Source organism: Rhizobium sp. SL86 (assembly GCF_026672545.1).
Classification (GTDB): domain Bacteria; phylum Pseudomonadota; class Alphaproteobacteria; order Rhizobiales; family Rhizobiaceae; genus Neorhizobium.
The window spans coordinates 1,011,466-1,025,301 of the sequence record NZ_JAPPRJ010000001.1; the positions used below are offsets into that span (position 1 = coordinate 1,011,466).

A 13,836-nucleotide genomic window follows, 5' to 3' on the forward strand; every position below is an offset into this window, starting at 1 on the left:
ATTACGTTTCGTTAAGGTGTTTGGATCGCCTCAGAACTCTTCCCAGTTTTCGCCGCTCGGTGCGATGGCAACGGCAGCGCCGGAGGCAGACAGCGACTTCGCCAGATTGCCGACCATGCGCCGTGCCGGCGATGCTTTCGGCGCGGATTGGCTATCGGCAAGGCGGGTGCCCGTTGCAGGACGCGCTGGCGCCGTCGCTGCCGGCTGTCGGGTCGCGGCCTGGGGTGCCGGAGCCGCCTCGCCGATCTTGAAGTGCGACAGCAGCGAGAACAGGGTGGTGGTTTCCTGCGACAACTTGTGGGTTGCAGCCGAGGTTTCCTCCACCATGGCGGCATTCCGCTGCGTCACCTGGTCCATCTGGTTGATCGCCGTGTTCACTTCCTGCAGGCCGGTCGCCTGTTCCTTCGCGGCGATGGCGATCGAATGGATGTGATCATTGATGCTGAGAACGCGGGTTTCGATCTCGTTCAGCGAGGCGCCCGTTCTCTGGACGAGCTGCACGCCCCCGGCCACCTCTTCACCGGATTTCGTGATCAGCGCCTTGATGTCCTTGGCCGCGTTGGCGGACCGCTGCGCGAGTTCGCGCACCTCCTGGGCGACGACGGCAAAGCCCTTCCCGGCCTCGCCGGCGCGGGCGGCTTCAACGCCCGCGTTCAGCGCCAGCAGGTTGGTCTGGAAGGCGATTTCGTCGATCACGTTGATAATCTGGGAGATTTCGCGCGATGCCTGTTCGATGCGGCCCATGGCCGCGATGGCATCCCGCACGACGACGCCGGATTGTGCCGCGCTCTGCTTGGCTTCACCCACCATCTCGCGCGCTTCCTGCGCTCTCGAGGTGGACGTCTTCACCACCGCGGTGATCTGGTCGAGCGCGGCGGATGTTTCTTCCAGGGCCGCCGCCTGCTGCTCGGTGCGGCGCGACAGATCGTCTGCGGCCAGGCGCAGTTCATTCGAATTGCCATTGATCGAGTTGGTGGCATTGGTCACCTCCTGCATCGTCTGGCGCAGGCCGGTGATCGCCGCGTTGACGTTTTGCTGCAACTGGGCGAATGCACCGCGGAAATCGCCCGCCATGGTTTCGGTGAGATCACCAATCGCCAGGCGCTGCAGGATCGCCCCGGTCTGCTTCAACCCGCCGTCGACCGCCTCCAGCAGCTGATCCACGTCGCGGGCGAAATGGTCGAGGCCCGGTTCGTCGAACTGCTTGTTGATACGTGAGGAGAAATCGCCGTTGGCTGCCGCGGCCATGACGCTGGCCATGCGGCTCTGCAGCTCGTCGCTCTTGGCGCGAAGGATGCTCTCCTGCGCATTCATGCGATTGACCTCCTCGCCGTTGCGCTTGAAGACTTCCACGGCCGCAGCCATGTCACCGATTTCGTCCGGGCGACCGCGCGCCGGGATGTCGGTCGTGTAATCGCCCGCGGCAAGCCGCTTCATGGCGTTCGTCAAATCGATGATCGGATTACTGAGCGAACGGCGGGCAACGGCGGTTCCGACGATCGCACCAGCCGCCACGCCGGCGAGCGTGATGATGGCAATCAGCCAGAACAGGGTCTGGCCCAGCTCTTCAATGCCGGCCTTCACCGTCTTCAGCTTTTCGAGATCCGCGGCAACGACGGCATCGATCTCGGCCTGGAAGGCTTTGCGATTGTTCCGGTTCTCCTCGTTGTTGCCCTGCTTGTTGGCAGCCTGCGGACCCTCTTCCTTGCCAAGACGGGCCGTTTCGGTGCGGAAAGCCCGGAAGTCCTTCGCGCGGGCCAGCATGGCGTCAAAGGCGCCACGCTGTTCCGGCTCAACGAGCGGTCGCCAGCTTGCCATCAGTGCATCCATATCGTCCAGACTCTTCATCAGACCCTGGCCGAATTTCTGGGTGTCGGCGGCATCCTTGGCAGCATAGATGCCGCGTGAGTCCATCACCACCGCCGTCACCAGACGGTTGAGGCTTTCTCCCTTGTAGGCGCGTTCAGCCGCCGCGTTCAGGATCTGCAGTCGGTGCGTATATTCCGAGATTGCATAAAGAGAGAGGCCACCCACGACCAGAGCGACAAAACTCAGGACTCCGACCAACACTGTAATCTTGCCGCGTATTCTCATCTGGCTTTCCTTCCCCGCCCCATATGACCTGGTGCGGCTGCCCACTTCAAATGTCCCATTGATGTCAGGCACTAATTAAGGAAGACTAAAATCACGCTCATAGGTCGGAGGGAGACTCCGGTGGCCGTTGTCGCAGGTGTGATGACCTCCTGCACGCCTTGCAAAGCCGGGCTCGATTGACTTTCGCCAGCCATTGCCCTTATAAGCCGCCCCACGTCCGGCTTGCCGGGATTGCCTCCGTGCGATCTCTTTTTGCCGTAACGTTTTCAAGCAACGCTCTTGCTCCTCGAAACGAGGGCAAATTCAAGAAGGGCCGCACACCGCGGTGTTAAAAAAATGAAGCGTACCTATCAACCGTCCAAGCTTGTTCGCAAGCGCCGTCACGGTTTCCGCGCCCGCATGGCAACGAAGGGTGGCCGCAAGGTTCTGTCCGCCCGTCGCGCACGTGGCCGCGCTCGTCTGTCGGCGTAAGGCCGGCACTGCCCGGGGAAGCTGCGGGCGATGACGTCTGAAGACGAAAACGAAAAGACTGTCGGGCGGCTGAAAAGCCGGCCGCAGTTTCTTGCTGTCCGGGACGGAGAAAAACGCCGCGGGCCGTACTTCCTGGTCGAGGTGCTCGATCGCAAGGAACCCGACACTGCACCCCGCGTCGGTTTTACCGTCACGAAAAAGCAGGGCAATGCTGTCGAACGGAACCGGATGAAGCGGCGGCTGCGCGAGTTGGTCAGACAATCCGCCCGGTTTGCAATGAAAGACGGTCATGACTATGTCATTGTCGCCCGGCGGGAGATGCTGAATACACCCTTTGCCGAACTTGCGGCAGCGCTTTCCGAACGCGTGGAGAGCAGACCGAAACAGAAGCGGTCCGAGGAGACCCGTTCCAGGAAAGCATGATGGAAAAGAACCGTAACTATTACATCGCGATTGCGCTTTCGGTGCTGATCGTTCTTGCCTGGCAATTCCTCTACATGAACCCGAGGATGGAAGCGCAGCGTCTTGCCGACGAGGCCCGCCGCGCCCAGCAGGAGCAGATGCAGGCGGCCAATCCGCAGGCAAACCCTGCCGGTCCGACGGCCTCCGGTGAAGTGGCCGGGACCCTGCCGGGCTCCACCCAGGCCCAGGCCGCCGCCAGCCGCGAGCAGGCGATCGCCAAGTCGCCGCGTGTCGCGATCGACACACCGGCCCTTTCCGGCTCGATCAACCTGACCGGCGCACGCCTCGACGACCTGCACCTGCGCGAATACCGCGAGACGGTCGATCCGAAGAGCCCGACCATCACGCTTCTGTCGCCGGCCGATACGCGCGACGGCTACTTCACCGAACTCGGCTTCATTCCCGGCGAAAATGCCGGCTCCGTTCCAGGCCCCTCCACGGTGTGGACGGTTGCGAGCGGCGATAAGCTGACGCCGCAGACGCCGGTGACGCTGACGTTTACCAACGACAAGGGTGTCGTGTTCTCCCGCACCTTCGCGGTGGACGACCACTACATGCTGACCGTGACCGACAAGATCGACAACGTCACCGCAACGCCGGTTTCGCTTGCGACCTACGGCCGCGTCACGCGCTACAACAAGCCGGAACATGCCTCCGTCTACGTCATCCACGAAGGTTTCCTCGGTGTGCTCGGCGCACAGGGCGGCCTGACGGAAGAAAGCTACAGCAATGTCGAGAAGGAGCCCTACACCTTCCCGAAGGCAACGGGCGGTTGGCTCGGCATTACCGACAAATACTGGGCAACCACGCTCATTCCGCCGCAGACGCTGCCTTATGAAAGCCGTTTCACGCATTTCACCGATGGCCAGCCGCGTTATCAGGCCGACTTCAAGACCGATGCCGTGACGATCCAGCCGGGCCAGTCGACGGAACTGAAGAACCTCGTGTTTGCCGGCGCCAAGGAAGTGCCGCTGGTCGATGGTTACGAGCAGTCGCTCGGCATTCCGCGCTTCGACCTGCTGATCGACTGGGGATGGTTCTATTTCATCACCAAGCCGATGTTTAAGCTGATGGACTTCTTCTTCCGCTACTTCGGCAATTTCGGCGTCGCCATCCTGTGCACGACGATCGTCGTCAAGGCGATCTTCTTCCCGCTCGCCAGCAAGCAGTATGCCTCGATGGCCGGCATGAAGCGCGTACAGCCGAAGATGGAAGAGCTGAAGGCCAAACACGGCGACGACCGCATGGCGCTGCAGCAGGCGATGATGCAGCTCTACAAGGAAGAGAAGATCAACCCGATCGCCGGCTGCTGGCCGGTGCTCCTGCAGATCCCGGTCTTCTTTGCGCTCTACAAGGTCATCTACGTCACCATCGAAATGCGCCACGCGCCGTTCTTTGGCTGGATCCAGGACCTTTCCGCGCCGGACCCGACCTCGCTCTTCAACCTGTTCGGTCTTCTGCCCTACGACGTACCGCATGCGCTCTTGATCGGCGTCTGGCCGATCATCATGGGCATCACGATGTTCCTGCAGATGCGCATGAACCCGACGCCGCCGGACCCGACGCAGGCGATGATCTTCACCTGGATGCCGCTGGTCTTCACCTTCATGCTGGCCTCCTTCCCGGCGGGCCTCGTGATCTACTGGGCCTGGAACAACACGCTGTCGATCACCCAGCAGGCGCTGATCATGAAGCGCCACGGCGCCAAGATCGAGCTCTTCGACAATCTGAAGGGCCTGTTCCGGCGAAAACCGGCGGAAACAAAATAACCGACCATCGAAGCCCCGCTTGCCGGGGCTTCTTTTTTGATGACGTGGAGGAGCACGCATGACATCGGTCTCAACGGGAGGCACGCCCACTCGCGCCACATCGCTCCTCGGCGTGATGCTTGTCGTGGGATCGGCGATTGCCTGGAGTTATGGCGGCGCCATCCAGCGTTTCATCGGCGTCGATGACGGCTGGACGCTCGTCTTCTGGCGCTGCCTGTTTGCCGGTGTTTTTCTCCTGTGTTTCATGCTGCTGCGCGACGGCCCGGCCGGAACGCGGCGGCTGTTTGCCGACATGGGGCGTCCGGGTCTTGCGATTGCGCTTGGTTTTGCCTGCATCTCAACCTGCTTCGTGATGGCCGTCAGCATGACGCCGGTTGCCAATGTCGTGCTGTTCATGGCGGCGATCCCGTTGTTTGCCGCACTGTTTGCCCGCATCTTCATCGGCGAGCCGATCACGGGCATCACCTGGGGCGCGATCCTTGCCGTGCTGATCGGCATCGCCATCATGGTGTCCGGCTCGCTCGGGCCAGGTGCCTCACGGCTTGGCCTCCTTCTCGCTGGGGCGATCGCCCTCATCTTCGCCGGCATGACCGTGATCACCCGCAGCCACCCCGGCATTCGGATGACGCCCGCCGCCTGCGCGGGTTCGCTAATCGCCGCTCTGGTTGCCGCTACGCAAGCCGGTTACCTCTCGGTGTCTTCGGGCGATCTGGCATTGCTCTTTGCCTTCGGCGCACTCAATCTCGGCCTCGGCATGGCGCTTTACGTGACCGGTGCGCGGATGATCCCTGCGGCGCTTGCCGCCCTTCTCGGAACCCTGGAGATGATCCTTGCACCGCTGTGGATGGTGCTGTTCCACGGCGAAATCCCCTCCTTGCGCACGGTCGGCGGTGGAACACTGGTGCTTGCCGCCCTCTTCACCTACCTGCTTCATCAGGCCTACAGGTCCTCGAAAGACGCAAAGACGGCCGCTGTGACTTGACTTGCTGCCCGAAACCCTGAATTCACGAGCCTTGAGAAAGGCCCCGTCATGACCACCGATACCGCAAAGCCAGACCTGCCGCTCTTCGGCCGCCCGTGGATCTTCATCCGCGGCGTTCCGGCGATGAAGTTCCTGCCGCCGGAAGGACCGCCGGAAGTGGCGTTTGCCGGACGCTCGAATGTCGGCAAATCGTCGCTGATCAACGCGCTCGTCGGCCACAGGGGGCTTGCCCGCACATCGAACACGCCTGGCCGCACGCAGGAACTGAACTTCTTTGTGCCGGACGGATTTTCCGGGGAAGGCGACGACCTGCCGCCGATGGCGCTCGTCGACATGCCGGGTTACGGATACGCCCAGGCACCGAAGGACCAGGTGGATGCCTGGACCAAGCTCGTCTTCGACTATCTGCGCGGACGTGCGACACTGAAGCGCGTCTATGTCCTGATCGACAGCCGGCACGGCATCAAGAAGAACGACGAGGAAGCGCTGGCGCTGCTCGACAAGGCCGCCGTCTCCTACCAGATCGTGCTGACCAAGATCGACAAGATCAAGACGTCCGCTGTACCGCAACTGATCGCGGAGACCGCGGAGAAGATCCGCAAACGCCCCGCCGCCTATCCCGTCATCCTGTCGACGTCTTCGGAAAAGGGCGACGGCCTGGATGAGCTTCGCGGCGCAATCTGCGAGACGGTCGGGCGGCCGCTCTGAACCGCATGCCTATCGGGCGGCCGTGCAATGGTCGGCTGGCAGATTTCTAGGGTTTCAACGTGTGGCCGATCGCCAAAACCGGCCCGGACGGTTTGCCGGTCGTTGATCCCCCCGGCGGCTCCAGGCTGACGGACAGCGTTCCGCCGGCGGCGAGTTGCCCTCGCAGTGCCTGGGGCACGATTACCTCTCCCGTTTCCGGAAGCGTACCGAGCGAGACCGCCGGGTCCGTGCCCTGGCTCAACCACACCTCAAGCGAATGCGCGCCGCCGCTCTCGGTCGCCACCGGCGTGATCTGCAGGCGGCCAGCCGCCGCATCGTAACGGGCAAGCAGGCCGATATTCTCCGGCGCTTGCGCCTGCATGCTGGCAAGAACAGGTGGCAGGCCTTGAGGAGAGACCGGTGGCCGCTCGGCAAAAAGGATCGTCCCGACGAGAAGGAAAAAAAGTGCGAATGAGACCCCACGCCAGAGGCTTGCGGATCGCCAGACTTGCAACGACAGACGATCCTGGCTCACCGAGCGCCGGCCGGCCTCGCCTGCCATGACCGGCAGCGCGAGCGGAGACGAAAGGAAAGCCTGTTCCTCGTCTTCCAGCGTCGCGAGATTTTCCTGCCAGCGAGCGACGATCGCCGCAAATGCGCGGTCGTGCCGCAGCCGGGCTTCCACCCGCTCGCGCGCCTCAAGCGACAAGACGCCAAGCACGTATTCGCCTGCCAGCACCTCATCGCGGGAGCGGTCCCCTTCGCTCTGGTCCGGTTTTGTCATCGAAGCGTGCAATCTCTCGGTTAGAGGCCTCATTGCGGGGGCGTCGGTGGCCTTCGGCAACACCGTGCCGCTCGAGATCCGCTCGAGCGCGACAGCCCGACCAACGTCCTCCCGTGCGGCGTGCCGAGGCAGAATCCAACGCTTATCCCCGCCTGTCAATGCGACAGGGCGCACCAACGGCGCAGTATGCGGATGCACGAATGTTGCGTGCCATTATTTCCTCCGTCAAAAACATAGGCTAAAAGGCCGCACCTGAGGTTCCAGAGGTGTGTCGATGTCCCCTTCCGAAAGCGAAATGCAGGCCCGGCTTCTAGCGCAGGCCCTGCCGTTCATGCAGCGTTATGAAAACAAGACCATCGTCGTGAAGTATGGCGGCCATGCCATGGGTGACAGCGCGCTCGGCCGCGCCTTTGCCGAGGATATCGCGCTCCTGAAACAGTCCGGCGTCAACCCGATCGTCGTTCACGGTGGCGGCCCGCAGATCGGCGCCATGCTGACGAAGATGGGCATCGAATCGAAATTCGAAGGCGGCCTGCGCGTCACCGACCAGAAGACGGTCGAGATCGTCGAGATGGTTCTGGCCGGCTCGATCAACAAGGAGATCGTCGCGCTGATCAACCAGACCGGCGAATGGGCGATCGGGCTCTGCGGCAAGGACGGCAACATGGTGTTTGCCGAAAAGGCCAAGAAGACCGTTGTCGATCCCGACAGCAATATCGAGCGCGTGCTCGATCTCGGTTTTGTCGGCGAAGTGGTGGAAGTCGACCGCACGCTGCTCGACCTGCTGGCCAAGTCGGAGATGATCCCGGTCATCGCGCCGGTGGCGCCCGGCCGTGACGGCGCGACCTACAACATCAATGCCGACACCTTTGCTGGCGCGATCGCCGGTGCACTGCGCGCCGACCGCCTGCTGTTCCTCACCGACGTTCCGGGTGTGCTCGACAAGGACAAGAACCTGATCAAGGAACTTTCGGTTGCCCAGGCGCAGGCGCTGATCAAGGACGGCACGATCTCCGGCGGCATGATCCCCAAGGTCGAGACCTGCATCGACGCGATCAAGGCGGGCGTTCAGGGCGTCGTCATCCTCAACGGCAAGACGTCGCATTCGGTGCTGCTCGAGATCTTCACCGAAGGTGGTGCGGGCACGCTGATCGTTCCCTGATCATCCTCTGACCATTCAGGGCGGCGGCTCAGCCCGCCGCCTTCTCGCCCGTCGCATCCGTTTCAACGGATTGCTTGGAGGGCCGCTTGAGGTTGAGCGCCGGTGCGCTGGCCTCGAACGCCTCGACTCGGGCGTCATAGACGGGTGAGATCGTGCCCATCACCCGGTCCCAGAACGAAAAATAGTTGGCGTAGTTGAAGCGGAACTCGGCGTGGTGCTGATCATGATAGGTCGTGCACAACATAGGCGACGGGTAGCGCGAGGTCTTGGACGCAAAATATTCGAACCCCGCGTGGCCGAAGGTGCCGTTGATCTGGTCGAACAGCCGGTGCGCCAAAAGGATATACGGCGAGATCGGCACGACGAAGACGACCACCGCATAAAAGCCCTGCGACAAGGCAGTATCGACCAGCCCGATCGAATCATTGCTCCAGGCCGTTGGTGCAACGCTTTTGTGGTGAAGTGCATGGTATTTGTAGAGCAGCTTGGTGTGCAGCGCGCGGTGCGCGAAGTAGAACCAGGCGTCAAACAGCACCATGGTCAGCAGGAACAGCGGCACCGCCGTCCACCAGGAGAAGGCCCAGGGCGTCAGCGCCCAGCCCTGGTACTGAGCGAACAGCCCGATGGTGACCGACAGGCAGGTAATCAGGATGGAGGAGAGACTGTGCCGGATCTCCTCGCGCATGCGCTTTTCGCCGCGCCGGTTCTTCTGAATGCGCCGCTCGGGATTGCGGTCGTTCAGCCACGTGATGCCGAAGCCGAGCACGAAATAGATCGCGACCGTGACCGCATAGATCGCGGCAAGCATGATCAGAAAAACGGTCAACCCGTCGAAGAACGCATTCATGGCTGGACCCAAGGCAAACGGCAGTGCTGATGCACCCGAAGTGAGCAGCACCCTAACACAGATTGCGTCGAAGTCGATGTTTCGGCTTCCGGGCTTTCGGGCTCCTTTGCCCCGTCACGTCCAGCCCAGCAAAGCCAGGATGCCGGCGACGATCAGCAGGCATCCGGCCACCTCCAGGCGGTTGATTTTCTCTTTGAAGAGAACCACCGACGAGATGAAGGTGAAGACCAGCTCGATCTGGCCAAGCGCCCGCACATAAGCCACCTGCTGGAGGGTCATGGCCGTGAACCAGCCGGCCGATCCGACAACACCGGCAAGGCCGACCAGCGACGAGGTTTTCCAGGAACGTACCACGCGGCCGATCTCGCTGCGGTCGGTTGCCAGCATCCAACCCAGCATGAACAGCGTCTGGAAACCCGTCACGCAGGCGAGCGTCACGGCGGCCTGCATCACCGCATTCGGGCCGCCGAGCGACAGCGAGGCACTGCGATAGGCGACCGCCGAAATACCGAACACGGCACCGGAGGCAATGCCGATCAGCGCCGTGCGGCTCATCATGGAGGAGATGAGGCTGCCAAGCGTCAGCGGCGAACGCGCCACCGAAATGCACATCACGCCTATCACGCCGACGATGATGGCGATCATTGCACCAAATGTCAGGTGCTCGCCGAGGATCAGGAGACCGAAGATCGCCGCCTGCACCGGTTCGGTCTTGGAATAGGCCGTACCAACGGCGAAATTGCGTAGCGTGAAGAGATGCACCAGCATGATGGTGGCATAGATCTGCGCCAGGCCGCCGATCACCGCCCGGAGAACAAAGGACAGGTTCAGCGCCGGCAGCCGGTAGCCGCCGAACTGGTGAAGGGCAAAGACGTAGAGCAGCGCCACCGGAAACCCGTAACCGAAACGCACGAAGCTTGCGCCCCGTGTGCCGAGTTGTCCCTGCAGGTGTTTCTGCAGGGTCGAACGCAGGTTCTGCAAAAAGGCGGCGGCTATCGTGATCGGGATCCAGGCTTCCATGGGACAGCCGCTAACACGGCCTTCCGGCGTCGCCAAGCCGGACGGAGGCCGGATCCGTTCGCCGCTTTTCTTTCCAGCCGTGAACGTGCATAAAGCGGCCATGCCACAGCTGACCACGTCTCCCGATCCCGCCGCCTTTGCCCATGTCCGCGACTGGGTGTTCGATCTCGACAACACGCTTTATCCGCATCACGTCAATCTGTTCTCGCAGATCGACCGCAACATGACGGATTTCGTGGCGGAACTCCTGCAGATGGAGCGGGAGGAGGCACGCGCGCTGCAAAAGCGTTATTACCACGAACATGGCACGACGCTGAAAGGCCTGATGGTGCATCACGGCATCAGCCCGGATGCCTTCCTGGAAAAGGCGCATGCGATCGATTATTCGGCGCTTTTGCCGCATCCGGAACTCGGCGAGGCCATCAAGGCGCTGCCTGGCCGCAAGTTCATCTTCACCAACGGCACAGTGGCGCATGCTGAGGCCGCGGCACGCGCGCTCGGCATTCTCGACCATTTCGACGACATTTTCGACATCGTCGCAGCCGATTACGTGCCGAAGCCGGCGGGTGAAACCTACAACAAGTTTGCCCATCTCAATCGGATCGATGCCCGCCATGCGGCGATGTTTGAGGATCTGCCGCGCAATCTCGCCGTGCCGCGGGCGCTTGGCATGACGACGGTGCTGCTGGTGCCGCGCAACCTCGGCGATTTCGTCATCGAGCGGTGGGAACAGGCGGACGATGCCGATCCGAACGTCGATTACATGACCGACGACCTGACGGGTTTCCTGCAGCGCCTGACTTCGGACTGAGACCACCTTACCAAAGTTTCATCCTGCCTTACCGATGTTTAAGTGGTGGGTGGCAAGCGGTGTGGCTAGGCTTCCAGTCATAGAGACAGCAAAGGAAGCAGCCTCATGACAATCAACCGCTATGTACTGGCCGCACTCGGCGCAACCTTCCTGGTTGGCGCAGCAGCACCCGCAAGCTTTGCCGCTCCCGGCCGTCCCGACCACGGCCCAGGCCGCGGACCGGAACGCGCCATGATGCAGGACATGATGTTCGTCCGGCTGCTGAAGACGGCTGACGCCAACAAGGACGGCAAGATTTCCAAGGACGAGGTTGCCGCCTGGCAGGAAACCACCTTCGCCGCGATTGATGCCAACAAGGATGGCATCCTGACGCCGGGCGAGATGCGCAACTACCGCGAAGCCCGCATGGATGAATGGCGCGAGAAACGTCAGGCTGAACGCGCCGAAGATGGCAGGGGTCCGAAGGGACCGGAGATGGCAGACGGTGACAACCCGCCGCCGCCCCCGGGTCCCGGTGCAGGCCCGGATGCCGGCCCTGGTGGTCGTCCCGGCCCCCGCGAGATGGCCGATGGCGATCGCGGTCCCGGCCGTCATCACGGCGACCGCCACGGCATGGGCATGGGTCCAGGAATGGGCCCGCGCGGTATGATGCCGGGCATCGCTCTGGTGCGCATGGTCGACACGGATGAAAACGGCCAGATCAGCAAGGCGGAAGCCACGGCTGCCGTCGACAAGATGTTCACCCGGATGGATCGCAACAAGGACGGTTTCATCACCGTGGATGACCTCCCGGACGCGCCGTTCTGATCAGCCAGTCAACTGTCTGAGCCGCAAGAGCCCGTTCCTGACGCCTCAGGAGCGGGCTTTTTTGATGTCGTAGAAGTCCGCCAGAACCTGCCAGGCTTCGTCTGCCGTCTCGACGAAGTTGATGAGATCCATGTCTTCCGGCGCGATCGTGCCGAAATCGGCCAGCGCCTCGAAATTGACGATCGTGCGCCAGAACTTCTCGGCGAACAAAATAAGCGGAATGCGCTCCATGCGCCGGGTCTGGATCAGTGTCAGCGCCTCAAAGAGTTCGTCCAGCGTGCCGAAACCGCCCGGAAACACGACGACGGCCCGTGCCCGCATGAGGAAATGCATCTTGCGGATGGCGAAATAGTGGAAGTTGAAGCTGAGCGCCGGCGTGACATAACGGTTCGGTGCCTGTTCATGCGGCAGCAGGATATTGAGGCCGATGGTTGGCGCTCCGGCTTCCGCCGCGCCGCGATTGCCGGCCTCCATTACACCCGGCCCGCCGCCGGTCACGACGACGAATTCCTGATGGTCGAGGGTTGCCGAATGGTCGGCACAATGCGCCGCGAACCTGCGGGCTTCCTCGTAATAGACCGAGGCTTCCTTCAGATTGCGGCTCTGCACCTCGTTGCGGGCTGCCCAGGGTTCCGTGCCGGGTTCGGGAATGCGGGCGCCGCCAAACAGGACCACCGTCGATTTGATGCCCATCTCGGTCAGCATCATTTCCGGCTTCAGCAGTTCCAGCTGCAGGCGCACGGGACGCAACTCGTCCCGGCAGAGGAAATCTTCATCCGTATAGGCCAGGCGATAGGAGGGCGATTCCGACTGCGGGGTCCTGGGGATCGCGCGTGCCCGCAGCTTATCGACGGAGCTGTCTTTCAGCGGATCGAAGACCCCGCCCTTGCGCCGCATCTTCTCCTCTTTGCCTGCTGCCATGGCTATTTCCTTCGAGGCTCGAATCGCTTGCGCGCCAAAGCACATTGACGCCTGAGTGGCGGTCGCTTAGAGCAATTGGCACGATTTTGCCAGCCGGCAGAGAGCTTCCCCTCATCACGATCCATGTGACAGCCAAGGAATTCCCATGACCAGCCCCGTGAGCAAGGATTTCTCCTCCCTCGAAGCGACGATCGAACAGGCGTTCGACAATCGCGACAGCGTCAACATCGGCACCAAGGGCGAGATCCGCGATGCCGTCGAGGAAGCGCTGAACCTTCTGGATGCCGGTACGCTGCGGGTTGCATCGCGTGGGTCAGACGGCCAGTGGACCGTTCACCAGTGGCTGAAGAAGGCGGTTCTCTTGTCCTTCCGCCTCAACGACATGGAGGTCGTCAAGGGCGGTCCGGGCGCGTCCACCTGGTGGGACAAGGTACCCTCCAAGTTCGAAGGCTGGGGCGAGAGTGAGTTCCGCGCCGCAGGCTTCCGCGCTGTTCCGAACGCTGTCGTGCGCCGCTCGGCCTATGTCTCCAAGGGCGTCGTGCTGATGCCGTCCTTCGTCAACCTCGGCGCCTATGTCGGCGAAAACACCATGGTCGACACCTGGGCGACCGTCGGCTCCTGCGCCCAGATCGGCGCCAATGTTCACCTCTCCGGCGGCGTCGGCATCGGCGGCGTGCTGGAGCCGCTGCAGGCCGGCCCGACGATCATCGAGGACAACTGCTTCATCGGCGCTCGTTCGGAAGTCGTCGAAGGCTGCATCATCCGCGAAGGTTCGGTGCTCGGCATGGGTGTCTATATCGGCAAGTCGACCAAGATCGTCGATCGCGCCACCGGCGAAGTCATGTATGGCGAGGTACCGCCCTATTCCGTCGTGGTGGCCGGCTCCATGCCGTCGGGCAATGCCACCATGGGCAACGGCCTGCCGGCACCGCACCTCTATTGCGCCGTCATCGTCAAGCGCGTCGATGAAAAGACCCGCTCCAAGACCGGCATCAACGAGCTGCTGCGCGACTGATCAG

At 62.4% G+C, this 13,836-nt stretch carries 14 protein-coding genes; 9 read left to right on the forward strand and 5 right to left on the reverse strand.

Going from position 1 to position 13,836, the window contains the following annotated elements; genetic code table 11:
• Positions 1 to 30: 30 nt before the first annotated feature.
• Positions 31 to 2,094 carry a methyl-accepting chemotaxis protein gene (locus tag OU993_RS05105; protein ID WP_268155155.1) on the reverse strand — a complete coding sequence of 688 codons (2,064 nt, stop codon included), beginning with the start codon at positions 2,092 to 2,094 and terminating at the stop codon, positions 31 to 33.
• A 336-nt stretch (positions 2,095 to 2,430) separates the two neighbouring features.
• Between OU993_RS05105 and rpmH the strand changes: the two genes are divergently transcribed.
• Genes rpmH through yihA form a run of 5 tightly spaced genes read left to right on the forward strand, consistent with a single transcriptional unit; the run spans position 2,431 to position 6,486 of the window.
• Positions 2,431 to 2,565: a 50S ribosomal protein L34 gene (rpmH, locus tag OU993_RS05110; RefSeq protein ID WP_117195397.1), complete on the forward strand. Its 135-nt coding sequence runs from the start codon at positions 2,431 to 2,433 to the stop codon at positions 2,563 to 2,565.
• A gap of 30 nt (positions 2,566 to 2,595) precedes the next feature.
• On the forward strand, positions 2,596 to 2,988 hold the full coding sequence (rnpA, locus tag OU993_RS05115; protein WP_268155156.1) for a ribonuclease P protein component: 393 nt from the start codon (positions 2,596 to 2,598) through the stop codon (positions 2,986 to 2,988).
• Entirely contained in the window at positions 2,988 to 4,796 is a 1,809-nt protein-coding gene (gene yidC, locus OU993_RS05120; RefSeq protein WP_268155157.1) for a membrane protein insertase YidC, read from the forward strand. Before rnpA ends, yidC begins: the two co-directional genes overlap by 1 nt.
• Before the next feature lie 58 nt (positions 4,797 to 4,854).
• Positions 4,855 to 5,778: a DMT family transporter gene (locus tag OU993_RS05125; protein WP_268155158.1), complete on the forward strand. Its 924-nt coding sequence runs from the start codon at positions 4,855 to 4,857 to the stop codon at positions 5,776 to 5,778.
• A 48-nt stretch (positions 5,779 to 5,826) separates the two neighbouring features.
• A complete protein-coding gene (yihA, locus tag OU993_RS05130) occupies positions 5,827 to 6,486 on the forward strand; it encodes a ribosome biogenesis GTP-binding protein YihA/YsxC (protein ID WP_268155159.1) in 660 nt (219 codons plus the stop codon).
• A gap of 46 nt (positions 6,487 to 6,532) precedes the next feature.
• Here the strand turns inward: yihA and OU993_RS05135 are convergent, their stop codons facing one another.
• Positions 6,533 to 7,249: an anti-sigma factor gene (locus OU993_RS05135; RefSeq protein ID WP_268155160.1), complete on the reverse strand. Its 717-nt coding sequence runs from the start codon at positions 7,247 to 7,249 to the stop codon at positions 6,533 to 6,535.
• A gap of 274 nt (positions 7,250 to 7,523) precedes the next feature.
• Between OU993_RS05135 and argB the strand changes: the two genes are divergently transcribed.
• On the forward strand, positions 7,524 to 8,411 hold the full coding sequence (gene argB / locus OU993_RS05140) for an acetylglutamate kinase (RefSeq protein ID WP_268155161.1): 888 nt from the start codon (positions 7,524 to 7,526) through the stop codon (positions 8,409 to 8,411).
• Between the two features lie 28 nt (positions 8,412 to 8,439).
• Here argB and OU993_RS05145 read toward each other — a convergent pair whose 3' ends face one another.
• Complete coding sequence (locus OU993_RS05145) at positions 8,440 to 9,258, reverse strand: sterol desaturase family protein (protein WP_268155163.1); 819 nt, start codon at positions 9,256 to 9,258, stop codon at positions 8,440 to 8,442.
• A gap of 114 nt (positions 9,259 to 9,372) precedes the next feature.
• Positions 9,373 to 10,278: an EamA family transporter gene (locus OU993_RS05150; protein WP_268155164.1), complete on the reverse strand. Its 906-nt coding sequence runs from the start codon at positions 10,276 to 10,278 to the stop codon at positions 9,373 to 9,375.
• Positions 10,279 to 10,378: 100 nt separating this feature from the next.
• Between OU993_RS05150 and OU993_RS05155 the strand changes: the two genes are divergently transcribed.
• Together OU993_RS05155 and OU993_RS05160 are read left to right on the forward strand one after the other, a co-directional pair.
• Positions 10,379 to 11,089, forward strand: coding sequence for a pyrimidine 5'-nucleotidase (locus OU993_RS05155; protein ID WP_268155165.1), 711 nt, complete (start codon positions 10,379 to 10,381; stop codon positions 11,087 to 11,089).
• A gap of 105 nt (positions 11,090 to 11,194) precedes the next feature.
• Positions 11,195 to 11,896: a hypothetical protein gene (locus OU993_RS05160; RefSeq protein ID WP_268155166.1), complete on the forward strand. Its 702-nt coding sequence runs from the start codon at positions 11,195 to 11,197 to the stop codon at positions 11,894 to 11,896.
• Positions 11,897 to 11,941: 45 nt separating this feature from the next.
• Here the strand turns inward: OU993_RS05160 and OU993_RS05165 are convergent, their stop codons facing one another.
• The gene (locus OU993_RS05165) at positions 11,942 to 12,817 is read right to left on the reverse strand and encodes an LOG family protein (RefSeq protein ID WP_268155167.1); all 876 of its coding nucleotides are present in this window, start codon (positions 12,815 to 12,817) and stop codon (positions 11,942 to 11,944) included.
• Between the two features lie 145 nt (positions 12,818 to 12,962).
• Here OU993_RS05165 and dapD point away from each other — a divergent pair, with 145 nt between their 5' ends.
• Complete coding sequence (gene dapD, locus OU993_RS05170; protein ID WP_268155168.1) at positions 12,963 to 13,832, forward strand: 2,3,4,5-tetrahydropyridine-2,6-dicarboxylate N-succinyltransferase; 870 nt, start codon at positions 12,963 to 12,965, stop codon at positions 13,830 to 13,832.
• The last annotated feature ends 4 nt before the right edge of the window (positions 13,833 to 13,836 follow it).

Bases quoted from the DNA above. Each gene is read 5' to 3' on its own strand.
- OU993_RS05160 (WP_268155166.1), top strand. From the start codon at position 11,195: ATGACAATCAACCGCTATGTACTGGCCGCACTCGGCGCAACCTTCCTG.
- yihA (WP_268155159.1), top strand. From the start codon at position 5,827: ATGACCACCGATACCGCAAAGCCAGACCTGCCGCTCTTCGGCCGCCCG.
- dapD (WP_268155168.1), top strand. From the start codon at position 12,963: ATGACCAGCCCCGTGAGCAAGGATTTCTCCTCCCTCGAAGCGACGATC.
- OU993_RS05155 (WP_268155165.1), top strand. From the start codon at position 10,379: ATGCCACAGCTGACCACGTCTCCCGATCCCGCCGCCTTTGCCCATGTC.
- OU993_RS05135 (WP_268155160.1), bottom strand. From the start codon at position 7,249: ATGACAAAACCGGACCAGAGCGAAGGGGACCGCTCCCGCGATGAGGTG.
- OU993_RS05150 (WP_268155164.1), bottom strand. From the start codon at position 10,278: ATGGAAGCCTGGATCCCGATCACGATAGCCGCCGCCTTTTTGCAGAAC.
- rnpA (WP_268155156.1), top strand. From the start codon at position 2,596: ATGACGTCTGAAGACGAAAACGAAAAGACTGTCGGGCGGCTGAAAAGC.
- OU993_RS05145 (WP_268155163.1), bottom strand. From the start codon at position 9,258: ATGAATGCGTTCTTCGACGGGTTGACCGTTTTTCTGATCATGCTTGCC.
- OU993_RS05165 (WP_268155167.1), bottom strand. From the start codon at position 12,817: ATGGCAGCAGGCAAAGAGGAGAAGATGCGGCGCAAGGGCGGGGTCTTC.
- argB (WP_268155161.1), top strand. From the start codon at position 7,524: ATGTCCCCTTCCGAAAGCGAAATGCAGGCCCGGCTTCTAGCGCAGGCC.
- yidC (WP_268155157.1), top strand. From the start codon at position 2,988: ATGGAAAAGAACCGTAACTATTACATCGCGATTGCGCTTTCGGTGCTG.
- rpmH (WP_117195397.1), top strand. From the start codon at position 2,431: ATGAAGCGTACCTATCAACCGTCCAAGCTTGTTCGCAAGCGCCGTCAC.
- OU993_RS05125 (WP_268155158.1), top strand. From the start codon at position 4,855: ATGACATCGGTCTCAACGGGAGGCACGCCCACTCGCGCCACATCGCTC.
- OU993_RS05105 (WP_268155155.1), bottom strand. From the start codon at position 2,094: ATGAGAATACGCGGCAAGATTACAGTGTTGGTCGGAGTCCTGAGTTTT.